General features: G+C 65.0%; 18 protein-coding genes. 7 read left to right on the top strand and 11 right to left on the bottom strand.

Translation table 11 applies throughout. The annotated features are described in order from the left end of the window. Nucleotides 1-2: 2 nt before the first annotated feature. Nucleotides 3-3,155, top strand: coding sequence for a multidrug efflux RND transporter permease subunit (locus AB4Y43_RS15745; RefSeq protein WP_368728188.1), 3,153 nt, complete (start codon nucleotides 3-5; stop codon nucleotides 3,153-3,155). A gap of 71 nt (nucleotides 3,156-3,226) precedes the next feature. On the opposite strand, the gene AB4Y43_RS15740 is transcribed toward AB4Y43_RS15745, so the two are convergent. Continuing rightward, nucleotides 3,227-3,799, bottom strand: a complete 573-nt coding sequence (locus AB4Y43_RS15740) for a cupin domain-containing protein (protein ID WP_342947017.1) — start codon at nucleotides 3,797-3,799, stop codon at nucleotides 3,227-3,229. 1,044 nt (nucleotides 3,800-4,843) lie between these two features. Here AB4Y43_RS15740 and AB4Y43_RS15735 point away from each other — a divergent pair. The 6 genes from AB4Y43_RS15735 (at nucleotide 4,844) to AB4Y43_RS15710 (ending at nucleotide 10,388) form a co-directional block, all read left to right on the top strand. Further along, complete coding sequence (locus tag AB4Y43_RS15735; protein ID WP_368728187.1) at nucleotides 4,844-5,098, top strand: hypothetical protein; 255 nt, start codon at nucleotides 4,844-4,846, stop codon at nucleotides 5,096-5,098. A 51-nt stretch (nucleotides 5,099-5,149) separates the two neighbouring features. Further along, entirely contained in the window at nucleotides 5,150-6,148 is a 999-nt protein-coding gene (locus AB4Y43_RS15730; RefSeq protein ID WP_368728186.1) for a succinylglutamate desuccinylase/aspartoacylase family protein, read from the top strand. Nucleotides 6,149-6,307: 159 nt separating this feature from the next. Further along, a complete protein-coding gene (locus AB4Y43_RS15725) occupies nucleotides 6,308-6,859 on the top strand; it encodes a GNAT family N-acetyltransferase (RefSeq protein WP_368728185.1) in 552 nt (183 codons plus the stop codon). A gap of 82 nt (nucleotides 6,860-6,941) precedes the next feature. Further along, entirely contained in the window at nucleotides 6,942-8,264 is a 1,323-nt protein-coding gene (locus tag AB4Y43_RS15720; protein WP_368728184.1) for an LLM class flavin-dependent oxidoreductase, read from the top strand. A 102-nt stretch (nucleotides 8,265-8,366) separates the two neighbouring features. Next, complete coding sequence (locus AB4Y43_RS15715; RefSeq protein ID WP_069261305.1) at nucleotides 8,367-8,711, top strand: DUF3088 domain-containing protein; 345 nt, start codon at nucleotides 8,367-8,369, stop codon at nucleotides 8,709-8,711. A 24-nt stretch (nucleotides 8,712-8,735) separates the two neighbouring features. Next, complete coding sequence (locus tag AB4Y43_RS15710) at nucleotides 8,736-10,388, top strand: ABC transporter substrate-binding protein (protein WP_368728183.1); 1,653 nt, start codon at nucleotides 8,736-8,738, stop codon at nucleotides 10,386-10,388. A 76-nt stretch (nucleotides 10,389-10,464) separates the two neighbouring features. Here AB4Y43_RS15710 and AB4Y43_RS15705 read toward each other — a convergent pair whose 3' ends face one another. The 10 genes from AB4Y43_RS15705 to AB4Y43_RS15660 all read right to left on the bottom strand — a co-directional run bounded on the left by AB4Y43_RS15705 (nucleotide 10,465) and on the right by AB4Y43_RS15660 (nucleotide 22,318). Then, entirely contained in the window at nucleotides 10,465-11,334 is an 870-nt protein-coding gene (locus AB4Y43_RS15705; protein WP_342947023.1) for a CmcJ/NvfI family oxidoreductase, read from the bottom strand. Between the two features lie 12 nt (nucleotides 11,335-11,346). Further along, on the bottom strand, nucleotides 11,347-12,120 hold the full coding sequence (locus tag AB4Y43_RS15700) for an SDR family NAD(P)-dependent oxidoreductase (protein ID WP_368728182.1): 774 nt from the start codon (nucleotides 12,118-12,120) through the stop codon (nucleotides 11,347-11,349). A gap of 61 nt (nucleotides 12,121-12,181) precedes the next feature. Beyond that, nucleotides 12,182-13,516, bottom strand: a complete 1,335-nt coding sequence (locus AB4Y43_RS15695; RefSeq protein ID WP_368728181.1) for an LLM class flavin-dependent oxidoreductase — start codon at nucleotides 13,514-13,516, stop codon at nucleotides 12,182-12,184. A gap of 29 nt (nucleotides 13,517-13,545) precedes the next feature. After that, complete coding sequence (locus AB4Y43_RS15690; RefSeq protein WP_368728180.1) at nucleotides 13,546-15,330, bottom strand: dipeptide ABC transporter ATP-binding protein; 1,785 nt, start codon at nucleotides 15,328-15,330, stop codon at nucleotides 13,546-13,548. Next, nucleotides 15,327-16,196, bottom strand: coding sequence for an ABC transporter permease (locus AB4Y43_RS15685; RefSeq protein WP_368728179.1), 870 nt, complete (start codon nucleotides 16,194-16,196; stop codon nucleotides 15,327-15,329). Before AB4Y43_RS15685 ends, AB4Y43_RS15690 begins: the two co-directional genes overlap by 4 nt. Before the next feature lie 15 nt (nucleotides 16,197-16,211). After that, nucleotides 16,212-17,225, bottom strand: coding sequence for an ABC transporter permease (locus AB4Y43_RS15680; RefSeq protein ID WP_368728178.1), 1,014 nt, complete (start codon nucleotides 17,223-17,225; stop codon nucleotides 16,212-16,214). 50 nt (nucleotides 17,226-17,275) lie between these two features. Continuing rightward, nucleotides 17,276-18,916 carry an ABC transporter substrate-binding protein gene (locus AB4Y43_RS15675; RefSeq protein WP_368728177.1) on the bottom strand — a complete coding sequence of 547 codons (1,641 nt, stop codon included), beginning with the start codon at nucleotides 18,914-18,916 and terminating at the stop codon, nucleotides 17,276-17,278. Nucleotides 18,917-18,930: 14 nt separating this feature from the next. Further along, nucleotides 18,931-20,571 (bottom strand): ABC transporter substrate-binding protein, encoded by a 1,641-nt coding sequence (locus AB4Y43_RS15670; protein WP_368728176.1) that lies wholly within the window; start codon nucleotides 20,569-20,571, stop codon nucleotides 18,931-18,933. A 59-nt stretch (nucleotides 20,572-20,630) separates the two neighbouring features. Beyond that, entirely contained in the window at nucleotides 20,631-21,191 is a 561-nt protein-coding gene (locus AB4Y43_RS15665) for a GNAT family N-acetyltransferase (RefSeq protein ID WP_368728175.1), read from the bottom strand. Further along, complete coding sequence (locus AB4Y43_RS15660; RefSeq protein ID WP_342947031.1) at nucleotides 21,188-22,318, bottom strand: LLM class flavin-dependent oxidoreductase; 1,131 nt, start codon at nucleotides 22,316-22,318, stop codon at nucleotides 21,188-21,190. Before AB4Y43_RS15660 ends, AB4Y43_RS15665 begins: the two co-directional genes overlap by 4 nt. Nucleotides 22,319-22,491: the final 173 nt, after the last annotated feature.

Below are 22,491 nucleotides of genomic sequence, written 5' to 3'. Positions count from 1 at the left end.
GCGTGCCCTTCTTTTTTATCGACAGGCCGGTCTTCGCATGGGTCATCGCGCTCGCGATAATGGTCGCGGGCGTGCTCGCGATTCCCATGTTGCCGGTCGCACAGTATCCGCAGCTCTCGCCGCCGCGCATCGTCATCAGCGCGGAATATCCGGGTGCGTCGGCGGAGGAGGTGGGCAACAACGTCGCGAGCGTGATCGAGGAGAGCCTCGATGGCGCCGAAGGCCTGCAGTATTACGAAACGACGAGCGATGCGCTGGGGGACCTGGAAATCGACGTGACCTTCACGTCGGATACCAATCCCGACATCGCGCTCGTGGACGTGCAGAACCGTCTGAAGCAGGTCGAGGCGCGGTTGCCGCAGCAAGTGGTGCAGCAGGGCATCGATGTGGAGAAGGCGTCGAATACGTTCCTGATGCTCGTCGCGCTCACGTCCACCGACGGCACGCGCGATTCCGCACAACTCAGTGACTACCTGAACCGCTTCATCCTTCGCGACCTCAAGCGTGCACCGGGCGTTGGCGCGGCGGAGCTCTGGGACGCCGACGAGGCCATGCGCGTCTGGCTCGATCCGGTGAAGCTGCGCGAATACGGCCTCACGGCGGCCGAGGTCAACGCGGCCATTGCCGCGCAGAACTCGCCGGTGACAGCGGGCACGCTCGGGAACGCGCCGTTCGTGAACGGGCAGCAAATCACCGAGTCGGTGAGCGTGAAGGGGCAACTCGAAACGCCCGACGAGTTCGGACAAATCGTGCTGAAGGCTAAGCCGGATGGCTCGCTCGTGCGCTTGCGCGACATCGCGCGCGTGGAACTGGGCCGCGCCGACTACTCGTTCTACTCGCGCCTGAACGGCAGATCGGCGGCGACCGTGGGCATCCATCTCGGCCCACGCGGCAACGCGCTGGAAACTTCGAACAGGATCCGTGCGCGTCTCGCGGAGCTGTCCAGACGTCTTCCTCCGGGCGTAGCGATCGAAATTCCATTCGATACCGCATACTTCGTGCGCGTGGCGATTCACGAAGTGGTGATCACGCTCATCGAAGCCGTGGTGCTCGTATTCGCGGTGATGTGGCTATTCCTGCGCGACCTGCGCTCCACGCTCGTGCCCACGGTGGTGATCCCCGTCACGCTCATGGGCGCATTCGTGGCACTGTATTGGGCCGGGATGTCGATCAACGTGTTCACCATGTTCGGCCTCGTGCTCGCTATCGGCATACTCGTGGACGATGCGATCGTTGTCGTGGAGAGCGTGCAACGCATGATGCACGAGCGCGGGCTTGCACCGCGCGAAGCCACGCGCGCCGCGATGAAGCGCATTGGCGGTGCGATCGTCGGTGTGACGGCGGTGCTCACCGCCGTATTCGTGCCGATGCTGTTCTTTAACGGCAATGTAGGCGGCATCTATCGGCAGTTCGCAGTGACGATGATCGCGTCGATGCTGTGTTCGTCGTTCATGGCGCTCACGCTAACGCCGGCCCTTTGTGCGAGTCTGCTAAGGGTGCCGAAGCGAACGCCGAAGCCCAAGCGCGGTTTGACGGCGCAAGCGGCGCGGGCCTCGCGCGGCTACCGGGCGGTCGTGGCTGCGCTACTGCGGCGCGGCCCGCGTGTGCTAGCGATCTACGTGGTGCTGTGCGCGGTTGGGGCGCTGTTGTACTGGAAGCTGCCGCAGGGCTTCCTGCCGAGTGAGGACGAGGGGCAGTTGCAGGTGATGATTCAGTTGCCCGCGGGCGCCACGCAGACCCGCACGCTCGACGTGGTAAAGCGCGTGGAATCGATCCTCGGCAAGCAGCAGGCCGTCGGCAACGTAACGAGCGTGGTGGGCTGGAGCTTCGCAGGCAGCGGGCAGAACGTGGCGATGGCGTTCGTCGAACTCAAGCCGTGGGGTCGGCGCGGCAAGGACGAGATAGACGCACAGGCTGTGCGCGACACGCTAAACGAGCAATTCGGCACCATCCTCGACGGCGACGTGCAGGCTATGCTGCCTTCCGCGGTGCCGGGCATCGGCCACTCCGAGGGCTTTACGTACCGGCTGGAGGATCGCGGGGGCGTCGGCATGGACGGATTGAAGGCCGCGCGTGACCAACTGATCGACGCGGCCGGCAAGAGCCGCATGGTGGCGCAGGTCCACTCGGAGGACCTGCCTGACGGGCCGCGCGTGGAACTCGAAGTCGACCGCGATAAGGCCTACGCATATGGCGTGTCGTTCGACCGCATCGCGGACGTGCTGGGCAGCACGTTCGGCTCCAGTTATGTCGACGACTTTCCAGCAGGGGGGCGCATGCGCCGCGTCATCGTCGCCGCCGACGCACCTACGCGCATGAACGCCAGCCAGCTGCTCGACCTGCCTGTGCAAAATACATTCGGCGGGTCCGTGGCGATGTCGTCGATCGCGGCCACGCACTGGACGCTCGGCCCCGTGATGCTGAGCCGCTACAACGGTTATCCGTCGCTCGACGTGACGGGGCGCGCGGCGCCGGGCCATAGCTCGGGTGAAGCGATGGCCGAAATGGCGCGGCTCGCGCTTGCTCTGCCCGAAGGCGTGTATGGCGAATGGACCGACGCCGCGTTCGAAGAAGTCCAGGCGGCTCGCCAGACTCCGCTCCTCATCGGCCTCTCGCTGCTAGCGGTGTTCATGGTGCTGGCGGCGCTCTACGAGAGTTGGATCACGCCGCTTTCCGTGCTGCTGGTCGTTCCGCTCGGTGCGCTCGGCGCAGTGAGCGCGATGCTCCTGCGCGGGCTGCCCAACGACATTTACTTCAAGGTCGGAATGGTGACCGTAATCGGCCTTGCGGCGAAGAACGCCATCCTGATCGTGCAGGCCGCGAGCGTGCGCCGCACGGGCGGGTTGCCGCTGCGCGCCGCAGTTGTGGGCGCGAGCGTCGAACGGCTGCGGCCTATCGTGATGACTTCTGCGGCGTTCGTGCTCGGCGTGCTGCCGCTCGCGTTCTCGCGGGGCGGCGGCGCGCAAGGCCGGCACGCCATCGGTACGGGAGTCCTGGGCGGCGTGATTGCGGCGACGCTGCTTGGAATCGTGTTCACACCATTGCTCTACTACGCGGTGGTATCGCGGGTGGCGGCGAAACCTGTGCATCGGGTACCGCGGCGCCGAAGCGAGCACACAGCGCAGGCTAAAGAGGCCGAAACGGAGGCGCCCTGACCCCCCATGCCCCTATGGCTGATTGGCCGCCGCGCAGCAGGCGGATGGTCCAATGCGCGGGTGGGCGGAAATCAGAACAGACGCGGCGTGCCCACCCAGAGCAGTACGGTTTCCTGATCAGACGTATTGCTCCAGGCGTGCGGCACTGTCGATTCGTAGTGCGCGCTGTCGCCCGCGCGGACCACGAATGTCTGTCCTTCCAGCGTGAGGGTCATTTCACCGGAGAGCACATGCAGGAATTCTTCACCCGCGTGCGTGGTGACTTCGCTGGAGCGCTCGCCGGGCGGCATGCGCACGAGAATGGCTTCGAGCTGGCGACCGCCGGACGGATTGGTCAGGCGTGCGTAAAGGTCGGCAGAATTGGCAAAGCCGAAAAATTTCAGATCCTGCCCACGGCACACGCAGCCCGCTTCGGTGGGCGCGTCGACGAAATAGCTTACCGGCACGCCCAGCGCCTTCGCGATGCTCACGAGCGAGGTGATCGAGGGGGTGGCGCGATCGCGTTCAACCTGAGAGAGAAACGGCTTTGAGAGCTGCGCAGCGCTGGCGATGTCATCGAGCGTACGGCCCTGTCTCTGGCGCAGTCCGCGAATCTTGCTGCCTACGGAAACTACGCTCAGTGATTCAATGGGTTTCGAAACCATGACGGAATATTGTTGTCTGTTGAATATGTTTTAATCCGAAAACCGGACTGGGCGAAAGCCCGATCTTGTCGTGCACTTTGGGTCTCCATTCATTTCCATTGCTCCGGCACGGTCTATATCCCGCGATTTCAGAGACAAACCGGCCGACAAGTAATGGAATATGCCGATTACCGCCGGGATTGCAATTCGAATTCCCCCTGCGTACTTCGGCGATCATGCCTTGACGCCAGTTGACGGAAGCGCCGTTGCCGTGGCGCGCCGTCTGCGGCTCATAAACGATAGCATGAAAGCCGCAGCGTACCACTGTTCTGCAACGTGCTAAAAAGAATCCGTCATTTCAAGCGTCCTTTCGATTCTCGTTTCCGATTATGGAGGAATGCTGAAGGAGTGGCGCCATGGAAAAGCGCTTTGTTCGCTTGCGGTTAATCGCAAGCCGTGAGATGGTGGATCACGAGCACCGGGTCGGCGATGCGTGGGATCAGTCGCGGTGAAGGCATGTGCGGGCTCAGCGTCCGTCGATCGACGCGGCGATGCGGTCGGAGAGGCCTATCTGACTCGCAGGGCAGGTGAGCCGATGTGGGCTACCGACCGTGCATCGAACCGGTGCGTCGCGCTCGACGTAACCGTCCTTCTATCCGGGGGATTCGCTATTAGGGACAATCACAGAAGTCGTTTCGCAACGACCCTATGCGATTCATGCGAGGACTACGACAGGTCGCTGCGCTGCGTCCGGGGCGGCGAGCTGTCGGTCATGTCTGAACGGGCTCGCGAATCAGCTTGACGACTGTGCAGATAACGTCCAATGAGCAACGCGAGAATATTTATTCCGCTTCTTACGTTCTGAGCGATTCTTGGTTCCGTATCGCGGTTGTGTTTCCTATGCTGGCAGACTCGACGAGTCTGATGTGTCCTGCACCCGCGCTCGCCGCCGCGAGGACCCCGCCGGACTCGCCTGCGCCGTGTGCTGCTTGATCGCCAGATAAGTGCCGTTAGCTGGCCGCGGGAATCCGGCGAACGCAGTTGCTTTTGGAGGTGGATTTCATCATGCCCGAGGAATATCGCTTCGATGTCTTTGGCCGGGCTATAGCCGTCGCACGCAAAGCCGAGGTATGGACGGTCTTCGATATTGGCGAGGAAGGCAAACGTCGCCGAGCCGACATCCATATCCCAGCCTTCATCGCTGCGGATGAATTGCTGCAATATCTCGACGACATCTTTCACGAAAGCGCGACCCCAGCGCGACCGTGTGTAAGGGTGCTTCCTGACGGGAGACGGGATCTGCCGCCCTCCGCGGAGTGAAGTCGTCTCCGCCATAACGTCCATTCGCCCACGCGCCACGGAGCATTATGCATGGTCAATCCAATTCGCAGCGAAATCGATCTCGAGGCGCAAGGCCTTCATGTTGGCTATCTGCGACTGCCGCATTCTGTTCATCGCTCGGCGTACGGCTGGATTCCGATACCAATCGGTTCCGTGCGCAACGGCGAAGGGCCCGTCGTGCTGCTCATGGCCGGCAATCACGGGGACGAGTACGAGGGACAGGTGCTCGTTTCGCAATTGCTGCGCGAAATCGACCCACAATGGATACATGGACAACTCATTTTCCTGCCGATGGCCAACTTTCCAGCAGCCGAGGCTGGAACACGCACGTCGCCGCTAGACGGCGGCAACCTGAACCGCACGTTCCCGGGCAATCCACTAGGTACGCCGACCGAGATGATCGCCGACTACATCGAGAACACCTTGCTCGCGCGTGCGCAATATCTCGTGGATCTGCATTCAGGCGGTAGTTCGTTGCTCTATCACGGTGCGAATATGCTCGCGATCGAGCCGCGCGACGAAGAAGAAGGCCGGCAGTTGCGGGCACTCCTTGGCGCATTTGGCTTGCCGCGCGCCTTTCTTCACGCGCCCAATCCGGTCCATTCGGCGACGGCTGCACGCCGTCAGGGTGCCATGTCGATCGTCACCGAGCTTGGCGGTGCCGGCGTCGTTCAGCGGGGTCTCCTGCACGAAGCGCGGCAAGGGCTGCTGCACCTGCTTGGCGCGATTGGCGTGCTGGCCGGGCCACTCGTGCCGCCGCAACCGCCAGGCCAAACGCGGTTTTATCGCGTGGCTGCGCAGCACTATGTCTACGCGTATGAACGCGGCGTGTACGAGCCGCTCGTGGACCTCGGCGAACACGTGCACGCGGGGCAGCCTGCGGCGCGTATTCACTTTCCCGAAACGCCTCTGCGCGAGCCGCTGACGGTGGCGTTTGCGGCCTCGGGCGAGGTGGTGTGTCAACGGGCGGTTGCCTCGGTGCAGCGCGGCGATTGCCTCTTTCATCTGGCCGAGCCCGACGAGCCGTGAAGCGGAGAAGCGAGACGCACGGGTCTGTGCTGGACGAACGAAAATGCCTCACAGACGCGATTCATCTGGATAACGATATTCGAATTGCTTGGTTATATGGCGCATGCGGTGGGGGTAATCTGGCAGCCGGATCTGCCGTCCCACGGGAACGCCGCAACGATGACCTACCGCATTATCGATACCTCGCCGCTCGAAGCCGTTGCAAAGCCGCTGATCGACGGCCTGCAATGGGAATATGCAACACGCTACCGCGATCACCGCGCCGACAGCGAGGCTTCGGCCGCGCAGGAGCTGGCGCGTTATCCGGCCGCGCTGTTCGCGCCGCCCGAGGGTGCCTTCATCGTGCTCGTGCGCGACGGCGAGACCGTTGGCGGCGGGGCCTTCAAGCGCTACGACGCTCAGACAGCGGAGTTCAAGCGTGTCTGGACACGCGCCGACCAGCGCCGCCAGGGTCTTGCACGCCGCATCGTCGAAGAACTCGAGGCGCGCGCGTTGAGCCAGGGGTATTGCCGTGTTTATCTCACCACCGGCTTCAAGCAGCCGGAAGCCTGGGGCTTATACATTGATTCAGGCTACGTCCCCTTGTTCGATCGCTCGATTGCGCCAGAAGTCCACGTGCGTCTGCCCTTCGCCAAGGACCTGCGGAAGCCGTTTTCCACGGATGCGCTCGACGACCTGCGCCCGCGTGAACCGCTAGGCGAGCATCGTTGATTGCGCGGCGGGCGGCGGCCACGCTTCGTTCGACGCCGCGTGTGCTGACTGCTTCATGCCACTCTGATGATCGGACACGAATATGACCCAGCGTAATCTCACCTTCGGCATCATGCTGCACGGCCCCGGCGGCCACATGAACGCATGGAAGCACCCCAGTAATCCGGTGGATGCCAGCGTCAACCTGGACTTCATTACCGGAATTGCCCAGAAGGCCGAGGCCAACGGCCTGGCGTTCGCCTTCGTGGCAGATGGCCTCTACATCAACGAAAAGTCGATTCCGCATTTTCTAAACCGCTTCGAGCCGATCTCCGTGCTTTCGGCGCTGGCGACTGCGACGTCGAAGATCGGGCTCGCAGGCACGATCTCGACTTCATACAGCCATCCGTTCACGGTGGCGCGGCAACTCGCCTCGCTCGACCTCATCAGCGGCGGCCGCGCGGGCTGGAATGTGGTGACGTCCCCGCTGGAGGGCTCGGCGAAGAACTACGGCGGCGAGCACCCCAATCACGCGCTGCGCTACGAGATTGCCGACGAATACCTGGACGTCGTGCAGGGGCTCTGGGATAGTTGGGACGACGACGCATTCGTGCGCGAGCGCGAAACCGGGCGCTTTTTCGATCGCGAGAAACTTCACACGCTCGACCACAAGGGCCGCTTCTTCGAAGTGGCCGGGCCGCTCAACATTCAGCGCTCGCCGCAGGGCCAGCCCGTGATTTTTCAGGCCGGCTCGTCGGACGCCGGCATCGATCTCGCCGGCAAATACGCCGACGCCGTGTTCACACATTCGCCCTCGCTCGAAGAGACACGCGAGTTCGCCGGGCGCGTGCGCCGCAGCGCCGTGGCCCACGGGCGCGCCCCGAGCGATGTGAAGATCTTTCCCGGTATCGGCCCAATCGTCGCCACGACGCACGACGAAGCCGAAGAGAAGTACCGCCTGATCCGCGACTTGCTGAGCGTCGACGAGGCGCTCGCCTACCTTGGCCGCTACTTCGATCATCACGACTTCACGCAATATCCGCTCGATGCGTCGTTTCCGGAGCTTGGCGACCTCGGCAAGAACAGCTTTCGCTCGACCACGGACCGCATCAAGGCCGACGCGCGCCGCAACGGCTCGACGCTGCGCGAAGTCGCGCTGGCCGTCGCCACGCCAAAGACGCATTTCCTCGGCACAGGCGAGCAGGTTGCCGACGAACTGATCCGATGGCTGGACGCCGGCGCCGCCGATGGCTTCATCCTCGGTTTTCCGGTGCAGGCGGAGGGCCTCGACGACTTTGTCAGACACGTGATTCCGGTGCTCGAAGCACGTGGCCGATACAGCCGGCGCCTTAGCGGGGAGACGCTGCGAGACCACCTTGGCTTGCCGCGACGGATTAGCCGTTACGCGCTCGCCTCGACGCGCTGACTCAACGGCGCGGCTGGCTCGATTCATGGATGGCAGCCGCGCGCGGACGAACACGACAACCCTTGGACATTTTCCCTTTCAAAAGCGGAGCGTAAGTACACCATGAGTCGAGACTTGCTGCTGTTGCTGCAACCTGGCTTTACCGACCCTGCCCATCCCGGCGAGCGTTTCATCTGTCCGCACGGCGCGCCAATAGAAGGATTGCTTGCGAGCGACCCCGAGCGCGTCGCGCGCATCGACGTAAAGCGGCTGCCGTTCGCGCGCCCGCGTGCGGTGGTGATCGAGGTGCTCGACGAGGCGCATCAGGGGCTGCCCGTGCTCGTGCTCGGCGACGAGCATGCGGTTCCCGAAGACGTGCAAACGGTGAACGGCCGTCACTTCGTGACCGACACGAACCGGATTCTCGCGCTGCTTGCCGAACGGCACGGCTTTCCCAGGGTGCATTGAGCGGCGTTCGTACAACACAACACCATGCCACTTCGTCTTTTTGCCGCCATCCCCTCGCGCACGCGGCGCCACGCGCTGGCTCTCGCCATATCGCTTTGCAACGCCGCGGCGCTCCTCCTTTTGCCTCATGCGGCGCAAGCCACGCCCAAAGGGACACTGGTTTTCTGCAGCGAAGGCAGCCCGGCGGGATTCGACCCGGGGCAGCACACCACCAGCACCGATTTCGATGCGAGCACGAATACGGTCTACAACGAGCTGGTGCAGTTCCGCAACGGCACACTCGATCTCGAGCCCGCGCTCGCAACAAGCTGGGAGAGTTCAGCGGATCAACGCACCTACACGTTTCATTTGCGCCACGGTGTGAAATTTCAGACGACCTCGTGGTTTCATCCCACGCGGGACTTCAACGCGGATGATGTGATTTTCACCTTCACGCGCATGCTCGATCCGCAGATGCCGTTTCGCAAGGCGTATCCGACGAGTTTTCCCTATTTCAGCGATCTCGGGTTCGACAAGAATATCGCGCGCATCGAAAAAGTCGATGATTACACAGTGCGCTTCGACCTCAAGACGCCCGACGTGATCTTCGTGCGCAACCTTGCCATGAGCTTCGCGTCGATCCTCTCAGCCGAGTACGCCGCGCAGCTGAGTACGCAGCACCGCGAGGCCGATATCAACCAGTTGCCCGTGGGGACCGGTCCGTTCGCGTTCCGTTCGTACCAGAAGGACGCACTGATCCGCTACGACGCCAATCCCGACTATTGGCGAACGCAGGACGTCAAGCTCGCACACCTCGTATTCGCAATCACGCCCGATCCGGCGGTCCGCATCCAGAAGCTCGCGAGCGGCGAGTGCCACGTATCGGTGTTTCCGCGTCCGGCTGATCTGGAGGTCGTCAAGCGCAATCCGACGCTCAAGGTCGTTTCCGGCGTCGGCTTCAACGTGGGCTTTGTGGCGTACAACACGCAGCATCCGCCACTGGATCGCGTGGAAGTGCGCAGGGCGCTCGACATGGCGATCGACAAGCCCGCCATTATTCAGGCCGTGTTCGCAGGCAACGCGAAGATTGCGACGAACCCGATGCCGCCTGCCCAATGGTCCTACAACAATGCGCTCAAGGACGCGCCGTATGATCCTGCGAAGGCACGCGCACTGCTTGCGCAGGCAGGGCTGGCGAATGGCTTCGAGATTACGCTTTGGGCCATGCCGGTGCAGCGCCCCTATAACCCGAACGCACAACTGATGGCGCAGCTCATCCAGCAGGACTGGGAGAAGATCGGCGTTCACGCGCGGATCGTGAGCTATGAGTGGGGCGAGTACAACCGCCGCGCCAAGCAGGACGGCGAACACGACGCGTTGCTCTACGGCTGGTCGGGCGACAACGGCGACCCGGACAATTGGCTAGGCGCGCTGCTCGGCTGCGATGCGGTGCATGGCAGCAACGTCTCGAAGTGGTGCGACCCGTCGTTCAACTCGCTCATCGAAAAGGCGCGTGCGGATGGGAATGTGAGCGAGCGTGCGGCGCTTTATGAGCGCGCCCAGGTCGTCTTCAAGGAACAGGTGCCATTTACGCCGATCGCGCACTCGATCGTCTCGCTGCCAGCTTCGAAGCGCGTTGACGGGCTCGTGTTCTCGCCGTTGGGCAGCCACCGTTTCGACGGCGTGTCGTTGCAATAGGTACTAGTGAGGGTGGCGAGTCGGCCGCGTGTCTTCGGTGGCCACAGACGAATGGCGCGACTCGCAGCGCCATTCGTCAATGCGTGTCTGAGCCCGCGGGCCAGAACAGAAGCGCGCGCAATTCGATACTGCGCCGCGCCGCCGCGTCCGCACGACTGGTGGGGTCCTCGAAAGCGGTGTGAGCGGTGAGCCGCGCCGTGCCGTCCTCCAGAGAATCGTAGATTTTCAGCAGTAGTACTTCGTCGGGGCGCAGACGGGGAAAGAAGTACCAGCGATGCTGCGGGTTCGCGAGAAACGAATAGGTCTCGCCGGTCTTGTCGCGGTAGAGAAGGTCGGTCGGCACGAGATCGCCGGCCGCGATCGAGCGCGCGTCGCACAGCGCGAGCGGCAGTTGTTCCACCACGCTGAGCGGCCGCCACAGGTTGACGATCGCAAAGCGATGCCCCAGCCGCCGTTGCGCTTCTTCGGCATCGAGATGATCGCGCACCCGGCGCGGTCCGGACACGAAAGTCTGATCGTTATGCACGCGCCGCACGGGCTCGCGAAGCGTGGCGTTGCCGCGCGAACCGCTCGCGCTGTCACGCAGCGTGTGGTCGAAAATGACGACCTTTTCGGCTCCCGTGATGTCGCGCAGCAACGCCTCGGCCTCGGGGCGATACACGAGGCGGATCAGGCTTTCGTCGCTGTAGTCGCTCACTGCGCTCCGATGCGAAACGAGCTGAAAGCCATTGCGGTCGAGCGAGATTTCGCCGGCCTCTGCAAGCGGACGCGCGTTACGTATCGTCACGCGGCGTGGGTCGAGCGTGCCCGAACTCCATGCCGTTCCCTCCGGCGGCTCGAACGTGTAATTGACCGGCCGGGCGTTGCCCGGCGCGAGATAGTTGAGTTCCGCCTCGACGGCAGACGTTCGCGAAAGAGGCGAGGGGACCGATAGCACTGTGCTCATAAGTCATCCTGATCAAAACGGTTCGCGCCACGGGCGCAGATCCAGCTCTTGTGTCCAGGCGCTGCGGGCCTGGCGGTGCAACTGCCAATAGCTTTCGGCGATAGCTTCGGGTTGCAGCAGACCGTCCGGCCCTGCGTCTTGAGCGCGCTGGGGCGCGGCGCTTCGCAGCCGTTCGCCGTCGATCCCGCCGTCGATGACGACGTGCGCCACGTGCACGCCTCGCGGTCCGAATTCGCGCGCGAGACTTTGGGCCAGCGAGCGCAGGCCCGCTTTCGCCGCTGCGAACGCGGCGAACGGCGGCCGCCCGCGCAGCGACGCGGTCGCGCCGGTAAAGATGAGGCTGCCGGCGCCCGAGGGGTTCGTCGCGGCGTCCGGGGCGTCCAGCAGAAGGGGCAAGGCGGCGCGGGCAAACACGAAGCCACCTAGCACGTTTGTGCGCCACGCGGACTCGAACTGCGCGACTTCGAGTTCGAGCGTTGGCGCGCGTACGGCGTTGCCCGCGTTGAAAATCGCGCTGCGCAGAATTCTGTGACTCGTCAGAAGTTGCGCGATGCGCGCGAGATCCTGCTCGTTTGCCACGTCGCCGGGTGCTGCGTGGGCGCGGCCGCCTTGCGCGCGTATTTCCGCGGCGAGCGCTTCCACACGCGGCGCCGTGCGTCCGGTCAGCACGACCGTGTAACCTGCTCGGGCGAAGTGGCGCCCGAGCGCCGCGCCCAGGCCGGCGCTCGCGCCCACCCCGGCAATCCATGCGACCGAAGCAGGAAGAGAAGAGGAAACGTCGCTCATGATTCTTTCACGCTAGTCACCACGCGCGCTTTTGGAAAAGAATGAAACTTCATATGGTTATTCATGCGGTCAGCGCATAGCGGTTCACGGGATAGTCGAGCCCAAGATGCTCGCGCAGCGTCGTGCCTGCATAGTCGCGCCGGTAGGCACCACGCTCCTGCAGGATCGGCACCACCTTACGCGCGAATTCGGTGAACGCGAGCGGTGTACCGCCGCGCACGATGAAGCCATCGGTCGCGCGCGCTTCGACCCAAGCCTGCAAGCCATCGGCGACCTGTTCGGGCGTACCGAGAAAGCTGGGCCTGGGCGTTGCGGCTTCCAACGCGACCTCGCGCAGCGTCAACCGGCGCTCGGCCGCGTTGCGCTTGATCGCGTCGGTCGTGCTGCGGAACTGGTTGCTGCCCAGTTCGCCGATGTCGGGAAATGGAGCGTCGAGCGGGTACTGCGAGAAATCGTGGTGATCGAAGTAGCGGCCAAGGTAGTCGAGCGCATTCTCGATCGTCACGAGCCGTGCGGTTTCGCGATACTGGTCCTCGGCCTGCACGGCCGAATCCGCCACGATCACGCTGATGCCCTGGAAGATCTTCAGGCTGCCGGCTGCGCGGCCGAGGGCGGCGAGCCGCTTCTGGACGTCGCCATAGAAGGCCTGTGCAAGCCCGATCGTTTCCTGGCGCGTGTAGATCGCGTCCGCATGGCTCGCCGCAACCGCCTTTCCGTCGTCGGAAGCGCCCGCCTGGAACAGGATCGGGCGGCCCTGGCGCGAGCGGCCGATATTGAGCGGCCCGGCCACCGAAAAGAACTCGCCCGCGTGATCGAGCGCATGCAGCTTGTCCGGATCGAAGAACACGCCGCTCGCCTTGTCGCGAACGAAGGCGTCGTCCTCCCACGAATCCCACAACCCCTTCGTCACGTCCAGAAACTCGGAGGCGATCCGGTAGCGCAGTGCATGTTCTGGGTGTTTGTCACGCGAGAAATTCTTCGCGGAGCCTTCCAGCGGGGAGGTCACCACATTCCAGCCCGCGCGGCCGTCGCTCAGGTGATCGAGGCTCGAAAACTGGCGCGCGACGGTGAACGGATCGCTGTACGAAGTCGAGAGCGTGCCAACGAGGCCGATGCGCGTGGTCGCGAACGCGAGCGCCGAAAGTAGCGTGAGCGGCTCGAAGCGGTTCAGGAAGTGGGGGATCGACTTCGCGTTAATGTGCAGCCCGTCGGCGACGAACAGCAGATCGAATTTCGCGTTCTCGGCCTCGCGCGCCAGCTCGCGAACGAAGTTCACGTTGATGCTGGCATCGGCGATCGCATCGGGATGCCGCCATGCGGACATGTTGCCCGAAGCGCCCTGGATGATCGCGCCGAGGTGAATCTGACGTTGGGGATTTGTGGTCGATTGGCTCATGGTGTGCAAGATAGAGGGCGTGTGGGACGTCACGCGGAAGTGGCCGGCTGGCCCTGCTGAGCCGACTTGGGCAGCTTTGGCAGCGCATCGAGCAGCGAGGCGGTATAGGCATGCGTTGGCGCAGTGAATACCTGCCCGACAGGTCCGCTCTCGACCAGGCGGCCGCGCCGCATCACGAGCACGCGGTCGGCAACGTGATGAACCACGCCGAGGTCGTGCGAAATGAACAGCATGGCCGTGCCGTGCTCAGACTGCATGTCGGCGAGCAGGTCGAGCACCTGCGCCTGGATCGATACGTCGAGCGCGCTCACCGGTTCGTCGGCAACGAGCAGCGCCGGGTTCGGCGCGAATGCGCGCGCAATCGCCACGCGTTGGCGCTGGCCGCCGGAGAGTTCGCGCGGGTAGCGGTCGTAGCAGCCCGCCCCGAGCCGCACCTCGTCGAGCAGTTGCAGCACACGGCGTCGCCGCGCGTCGCCGCGAATGCCGACCGCGTCGAGACTCTCGCCGATGAGCTGGCCGACCGTATAACGCGGGTCGAAGGAGCTATAGGGGTCCTGCGCAATGAGCTGCAGGCCGGCCCGCCGATGTCGCCGAGCGGATTCGGGCACGCCGCTCCAGAGCTGGCCGTCGAGCGTCACGCGGCCGCTGTCGGGAGTGGTCAGGCCCAGCACGATGCGCGCGACCGTCGACTTGCCCGAGCCGGATTCGCCGACGATGCCGAGCGTTTCGCCCTTGGCGAGCGAAAACGACACGTCGTCGACAGCGGGGGGCGCGGTATCGTCGCCGCCGTAGCGCTTCGTGACCGCTTCGACCGATAGCACACGGACGTCATCGACGATCTGCTTCGCGGGCAGCGCAACCCGCGTGTCGCCCGTGGCGGCGCTAGCTCCCGCATCGCCCGAGAGCCGGTAGCCTCGCGACGCGGGCACGGGGATCGCGGCGAGCAACTGCCGCGTATAGGGATGCGCGGGGCGCCCCAGCACGTCGCGCGTCGGCCCTTCTTCGACGATACGGCCCGCGCGCATGACGAGCACGCGGTCTGCCAGTTCCGCGACCACGGCGAGATCGTGGCTGATGAGGAGCAGCGCGTCGCCGGCGTCGCGGCGGGCGCGCAACAGCGAGAGGATTTGACGCTGCACGGTCATGTCGAGCGCCGTGGTGGGCTCGTCGGCGATCAGCAGCGAAGCGCCGCCCGCGATGGCCGTGCCGATCAGTACGCGCTGCCGCAAGCCGCCCGACAGTTGATGCGGGTATTGCGGCAGCCGGCGCTCGGGTTCGTCGATGCCTACCGCCCGCAGGATCTCGACGCTGCGGTGGTGGATGTCGCGCGAGCGCACATTGTGCAGCGATTCGGCTACGAGGTTGCGCACGCGCCATAGCGGATCGAGCGAGACCAGTGCGTCCTGGAGCACGTAGCCGATGCGGTGGCCGCGTATGCCGCGCCAGTCGCGCTCGCGGTAGCGGCGTGCGTCCTCGCCCGCGATCTCGAAGCGCTCGGCCTGTGTTTGCGCCTTCGGGCCGTTCAGTCCGACGAGGCTGCGTGCGGTGACGGATTTGCCGGAGCCCGATTCGCCGACGAGCGCGACGCACTCGCCCGCATGCACGCTCAGGCTCAGTGATTCGACGGCGGGGCGCGCGGCGTGCCGCTCATGAAACGTGATGCTAAGGTTTTCGATACGCACGAGCGGTTCGCCCGGCGGCGCGGTGAACGGATGAATCACGGCGGGTAGCGGGACCGGCGCTGAGGGGCTGCCTTCCGTGGCGGACCCAACGCGCACTCGGGCGGCGAGATTGGCAGTGGCGGCGGCTGTCATGCGACCTCCCGGCGTTCGAAACGCGTCTGCCAGTAGCCGCCGAGCGCGTTCACAGCAATGACGGCGGCCGTGATCGCCACGCCGGGCCAGACCGCGATCCACCATGCGTTGTACAGATAGTTGCGGCCCTCGGCGAGCATCAGTCCCCACTCGGCCGTGGGCGGCTGCGGCCCCATGCCGAGAAAGCTCAGGCCCGATGTGCCGATGATCGTGGTGCCCAGGCCGATCGTGGCAAGCACGGGCACCTGGGCAATGGCGTGCGGCAACACGTGCCGCCAGACCAGCACGGCCGGCGCGAGACCGAACGTGCGCGCCTGCTCCACATACCCCGATTCGGCGACGACGAAGGTCTGCGCGCGCACGACGCGCGCAAAGCGCGGAATCGAGGCGACGCCAAGCGCGAAGACGAGATTGACCGCGCCGGGGCCCGTGAACGAGATCAGCATGAGCGCAAGCAGGAGGTCCGGAAAGGCGGACACCACGTCGAGAAAGCGCGTGATCAGTTCGTCGAGCCAGCCGCGCGCAAGGCCGGCGATCAGCCCAAGCACGGTGCCTGCAAGCGTCGCGATGGCGATCGCCGCCGCGCTGATCGAGAGCGAGTAGCGTGCGCCGTAGACGACGCGCGCAAAGATGTCGCGGCCCAGCTGGTCGGTGCCTAGCCAATGCTCGGTGCTGGCGCTGAGCTGCGCGGAGACTGGGTCCGCCGCGAGCGGATCATAGCGGGTCAGCCATTCGGGCGCGGCGACGGCGATGACGTTGAGAAGGAGCCAGAGCGCCGCAAGCGCAAGGCCGGGATGACGCCATATCCAGCTGGCGGCACGCCAACCCGGGCGCGCCCGCCATGGCAGGTCGAGAGGAACTGACATCGTGAAGCCTCCGGTTCAGCGCCGCGCGCGCGGGTCGCGCAGGCGCGGATCGATCAAGAGATAGAGCAGGTCGACGGCGGTGCTCAGGACGACGTAGATCGCTGCGGAGAGGATCGCAATCGCGAGGATCACGGGCATGTCCTTCGCGAGCACGGCATCGACGGTCACCTTGCCGAGCCCCGGGCGCCCGAACACCTGCTCGGTGATGACCGCGCCGCTCAACAAGCCGCCCACGAGCCAGCCGGCGAGCGTGACTGCCGGCAACGCGGCGTGCCGCAGCGCATGGCGCAGGCGCAGCGCGAAGCCGCCAATGCCCCACGCGCGCACGGTCAGCGCGTACGGCTCGTCGAGCGCGTGCTCGATGCCCTTGCGCAATACGCGGCCAATCACCGCGCCTTGCGCGAGCCCCAGCGAGAGCGCCGGCAGCACGAGCGAGGAGAAGCCGCGGTCGCCGGCCACGGGGAAGAGCTTGAGCGTGAAACTGAACACGAACAGCAGCATGATGCCGAGCCAGAATGAGGGCGTCGAAGCGAGCAGCAGCTCCACGCCCGAGGCGGCGCGGGCGCCGAAGCGGCGCCCCGCAGTCAGCACCGCGAGCCCCACGGCGAACACGACCGCGACGACCAGCGCGGCGCTGGTAAGCTTGAGCGTGGGCCAGAGCTGGCCGATCACGAGCGGGGCGACGTCGGTGTTCAGGACGTACGAACGGCCGAAGTCGCCGTGCAGTACACGCCACAGGTAGTGCAGATATTGCAGGGATACGGGCTCGTCGAGGCCCCATTCCTTGCGGATCGCGGCTTCAATTTCGGGCGTGTTCAGTTGCTCGCCGATCAGGATGCTGACGATATCGCCGGGCGCGAGATGCACGGCGACGAACGACAGCGTGATCGCGGCCCACAACACCAGCACGCCGGTCACGAGCCGCGTCGCGACCGGCGAGCGCAACCACGTGCGGCGCACGCGCGTGAGCGGCGCCGTCGGGCGGGGTACGCTCTCGTCGGGCAGCGGTAAGGGAGTCGGGTGGGTCATGGTCGAAAGTTCTCCTGCTGGCGAAGCCGGTGCGCGCCGCACGTCTCGCGTCAGCGCGAATCGAGGCAGACGTCGTAAGGCGCTTCCGGCATCTGCTTGAAGCTGCGGAACGCCAGGCCGCGCACGCGCGTGCTGGCGGCGATCTCGTCCTCGGGTTGATAGAGCGGAATTGCGTAGGCCTCGTCGACGATCACCGTGTGTTGCAGTCGCGCGTAGATGCGCTCGCGCGCCGCGTCGTCGCGCGTCTGCGCGGCTTCGTTCAGCCACGCGAGCAGGCGCGGGTCCGCCGTGCGGCTGTAATTGATCACGCCGCCGCGGTCGATGGGCAGGTAGTGGTTTTCTGTATCGATTCCGTCGGTATCGGTGTTCGAGTTGGGTATGGCGCCGAACTTGCCGGTCTTGCGCACGTCGGCATAGGTGCCCGCGTCGACATAGCGGATTTTCAGCTCGACGCCGAGCCGCTGGCGCGCCTGCGCCTGGAGTCCCTGCAACAGCACATCGCGCTGGTCGCGCACGGTGGCGATCGCCTGCACGACGTTGATCGACAGCCGCCGCCCGTCCTTCGTGCGGTAGCCGCCGGTGTCGCGCCCGGTCCAGCCCGCTTCGTCGAGCAGCGCGTTGGCAAGCTTCGGATTGTTGCCGTAGCTGTGCTCGATGCTGCGGTCATACAGCGGATCGACCGGTGAGGTGATGCCCCAGGCGCGTGTGCGCTTGCCGCGATAGATCGCGGCGACGAGAGTGTCGAGATCGAACGCTTGCAACAGCGCACGGCGCACCCGCACGTCCTGGGTGGGACCGTAGGCCACGTTCAGATAGAGCGAGTACGGCGAGCCCGTGTTCAGCGCATGGAGGTAGCGCAGGTCCGGCTGCTTTTCGAGCAATGTGGCGTCGTTGCCCGAAATGCCCTCGATCACGTCGGCCTGGCCGGACAGCAGCGCGCCGGTGCGCACCGACGACTCGGGCAGGAAGCGGTAGACCACTCGGTCGAGGTATGCCGTGCCCTGATGGGTCGTCGTAGCTGGCGGCCATTTATAATCGGGATTCCGAACGAAATTGGCTTCCTGTCCCTTGCGCCAGGCCGTGAGAATAAACGGTCCGGTGCCCGCGACTTCGCGTCCGCCCGATTTCAGTTGCGGCGAGGCGTAGGCGGCGGGCGAGATGAGCTTGAGCCCAGCGGCGAATGAGAGGAACGGCACGTAGGGTTCGTTCAACGTGAGCTGGACGGTGCGCGCATCGACGGCACGCGCGCCGGCGAGGCGCGACGCGATTCCGCAATAGCTCGAACCGGCGCAGTAAGACGGGTCGCGCACCTCGAGAAAGTTCTTCGCGACCGCTGCGGCATCGAGCGGCTGGCCGTCGGTGAACTTCACGCCGTCGCGCAGTGTAAACGTCAGCGTCTTGCCGTCCGGCGAGACCGTGTAGCCAGTCGCGAGCCATGGGACATAGGTGCCATCGGGCTTGCGCGCGAGCAGCGACTCGAAGCTCGCGCGCAGGATCAGTTCCGCTTTCGCCTGTCCGTTCAGTTGCGGATTGAAGGTCGTCGGCTCGGTCTCGATGCCCCACGTCAGCGTGCCGCAGGAAGCGGGCGCGGCGCTGACGCCGCCAGTGGCCGTTGCCGCAAGCGCGATTCCCCCGGCGGCGACCCTGCGCCGCCAGCGCGCGGACCTGGCCATGGCGAGAGGCGTTGACATCGACATCGTCATGGTTAGCGTTTGATCCACACGTCATAGGGGTTTTCGGGCATCTGCGCATACGAGCGGAAGCCGAGGCCCTGGACCGTCTTCGTGGCGGCGATCTGGTCTTCCGGCTCGTAGAGCAGCACGGCGAACGCCTGCTGGTCGATCGCGAAGTGCTGCAACTGGCCGTACAGCGCCTTGCGCTCGGTGGCGTTCTGCGTCTGCGCAGCGGCCTGCAGCCAGCGACTCAGTTCCGGTGCCGACGCGCGGCTGTAATTGAGCGCGCCGCCGTGATCGACGGGCAGGTAGTGGCCTTCGATATCGATCCCGTCCGGCGGTGTGTTCGAGTTCGCGATCGACCCGAACTTGCCGCTCTTGCGCGCATCCGCATAGGTGCCGTCGTCGACGTACTGCACCTTCAGATCGACGCCGAGCCGCTGACGCGCCTGCGCCTGCAACGCCTGCAGCAGCACGTCGCGCTGGTCGCGCACGGTCGCCTGTGCCTGGATTACCGCGATGGTGAGACGCTCGCCGTTTTTCGCGCGGTAGCCGGCGCTGTCGCGCGCGGTCCAGCCCGCTGCGTCCAGCAGCGCATTGGCGAGCTTCGGATTGTTGCCGTAGCTCTTTTCGATGCTGTGGTCGTAGAGCGGATCGATCGGCGAGGTGATGCCCCATGCGCGCGTGCGTTCGCCGCGGTAGACCGACTGGACGATGCCGCTTACGTCGAGTCCTTCGAGCAACGCGCGGCGCACATTGGCGTCCTGCGCCGCGCCGTAGGTGACGTTCAGGAACAGCGAGTAGGGCGTCCCGGTGTTCAGCGCATGCTGATACGTGAGGTCGGGATTGCTGCGGATCAGCCCCGCGTCGTTGCCCGACACGCCTTCGATCACGTCGACCTGCCCGGACAGCAGCGCGCCCGTTCGAACCGACGATTCAGGCAGGAAGCGATAAACCACGCGGTCAAGATACGCCGGCCCCTGATGGCCGCTGGTTGTCGGCGCCCAGCGATAATCGGGATTCCTGTCGAACTCGATCTCCTGCCCCTTCACGTAGCGGCGCAGGATGAATGGGCCCGTTCCTGCGATGTCGGTGCCGCCCGACTTGAGGCTCGACTTGTCGAACGCGTTCGGCGAGAGGAGCGGGAGGGAGCCGGCAAAGGTCAGGAACGGCGCGTACGGCGCGTCGAGCGTGATCTCGACCGTGTGCGCGTCGGGTGTCTTGACGTCGGCAACGTGCGAAATCAGGCGCGCGAGGTTGCTGCCGCCGGAGTAGGAGAGGTCGCGCGCATAGAGGAAGTTGCGGGCCACGGCCTTCGAGTCGAACGGTGCGCCGTCCGTGAACTTGACACCGTCGCGCAGCGTGAAGGTATAAGTCTTGCCGTCGGGCGAGACCTTGTAGCCGGCGGCGAGCCACGGCACGAAGCTGCCGTCGGGCTTTTGCGCCAGCAGGCTTTCGTAAGCGTTGCGCAGCAGCAGCACGACCTTGTCCTGGCCGTTCAGTTGCGGATTGAGCGTGCGCGGCTCGGTTTCCACGCCCCACGTCAGCGTGCCGCCGGTGACCGGTTGGCCTGCCGCGAGCGTCGGATGCGGCAGCGCGAGGGCGAGCAGGACCGCCGCCGCCGCGGTTCGGCGCGAGGTGCAAGAGGCTTGCGCCGGGAATGAAAACGTCATCGGTGAGTACCTTGAGCAGTGGGTCGGTCGATCAGGGGAAGGCGGTTGCGCGCGGGCTATCATGCGGCTTGGGGATCGCGTGCGCCGGCTGCAACCGGCTCGCTGTAAAGCTCGGGAATAAGGATCTTGCGCAGCCAGACCAGCGGCGTGCCGAGCGCGTTGGTCGAGCGATGAAAAGGCTCATAGCCGTGACGCTCGTAAAACGGGGCGAGCCAGGGGTGATTGACGGCGGTCGCGAGCCACGTTGCGGGCGCCTTGACCTGCGCGCGCAGAAACTGCTTTTCGACATGATCGAGCAGCACGTTGCCAAGGCCCTGGCGCTTGAACGCGGGCGCGACGGCAAACCAGTGCAGGAACGGCCAGGGTGCGAGCCGGTTGCCTTCGGGCGACCAGGGAAAGCGCACGGTCAGCGTCGCGGCAAGCGCTGTGCCGCCGCCGACCACTTCGCGCTCGAGCACGAACGTCGTCTGGCTTGCGACCGCCTGCGCCACGCGCCCGACCGGTGAGCGCGTGATCGTGAAGTGAACGCCTTCGCGCGCAAGCGGTGCGTAGGCCTGCTGTAGCAGGTCGTAGAGGGCCGGCACATCGTCCTGGCCCGCAATGCGGATCTTGTCGGTCATTGTTCTGTCACGGCGAGCGAAGGGTGAATGCCGGGGGCGGAGGATGGGCTCGCGTGTGGAAGAGGAATGTTGCCGTCTGCAAGCAGTCCGAGCGACGCTATGCGGCGTGTAGCGTCGATGATCGGCGTGTCCACGACGAATTCGTCAATGCCATGGCGGCGATGCAGTGCGTCGAGTTCGCGCAGCACGTCCTCGCGCGTGCCGTGCACGATGCGCGTTTCGCGTTGTTCAATGCGGTGCGCACCGCCGCCCGATTGGCGCACGAATGCGTGCGCCTGCTCGAGGCTCGCGACGTTGACCGCGGCACCCTCGCCAACCTGCACACGAAAGCGCTGGAAGCCGCTTGCGAGCTGCGCGGCGTCGGCCGCCGTTTCGGCCACGACGATCGAAATCGCGAGCAGCGGCGCACGGCCGCCCGATAGCGAGCGGTAAGCGTCGAATGCGCGCTCGAGATCGCTGGTCGCCGCGTTGATATGCGCAGCGTAGACAAAGTCCCAGCCAAGGCGAGCCGCGAGCGTCGCGCTTTCGGCGCTCGCGCCGAGCAAGAAGGGTTGCACGGGAGCGGGCGGCAATGGCGTCGCGCGCAGCGCTTTCTCGTCGCTCTCGCCATTCGCCTCATCGGCTTCGCCCGAAGCCGGTGCCTTGGCATCGAACAGATACCGCTTGAGTTCGAAAGCAAGTTCGGCGAAATCCGGGCGGCGGCCTGCATCGAAGGCGTGTTGCAGTGCGCGCGTCGACAAGGGCAGTCCACCGGGCGCCTTGCCAACGCCGAGGTCGACACGGCCTGGTGCAAGCGAAGCCAGCAGGTTGAAATTTTCCGCGATCTTGTACGGGCTGTAATGCTGCAGCATCACGCCGCCCGATCCAACGCGGATGCGGCGCGTCTGCGCAAGCACATAAGCCACGAGGATTTCGGGCGACGGGCACGCAAGTCCCGCGGAGTTGTGATGCTCGGCGAGCCAGTAACGGTGATAGCCCCACGCCTCGGCGGCTTGTGCCAGAAAGACGCTGCGCGCGAGCGCGTCGGCGGCGGTTTCGCCGGCCGCAATCGGGCTCTTGTCGAGAACGCTCAGGCGGAAAGCGGGTTCGCGCTGTGCAGGATCGGAGTGGCTCGTGGGTAGTGTCATGCTGAGGGAGAGCGGGCATCGATCGCAGCCGCCCAGTCAATTTCGGTGCACAAAATTATTTTTCTTCGCAAACCGAACGGTCAAACAATGAAGAGGAATATGGAAAGCCGAAAATATTTGTTCGATTGGAGGGGGGTGATTGCACACTATGTCCGATTGCCGCGTGACGGACA

The organism is Paraburkholderia sp. BR10872 (assembly GCF_040965835.1).
In the GTDB taxonomy this organism is placed as follows: domain Bacteria; phylum Pseudomonadota; class Gammaproteobacteria; order Burkholderiales; family Burkholderiaceae; genus Paraburkholderia; species Paraburkholderia nodosa_A.
Note: the sequence above shows the minus strand (reverse complement) of the source record. Positions and strands in the feature narration are given on the sequence as shown.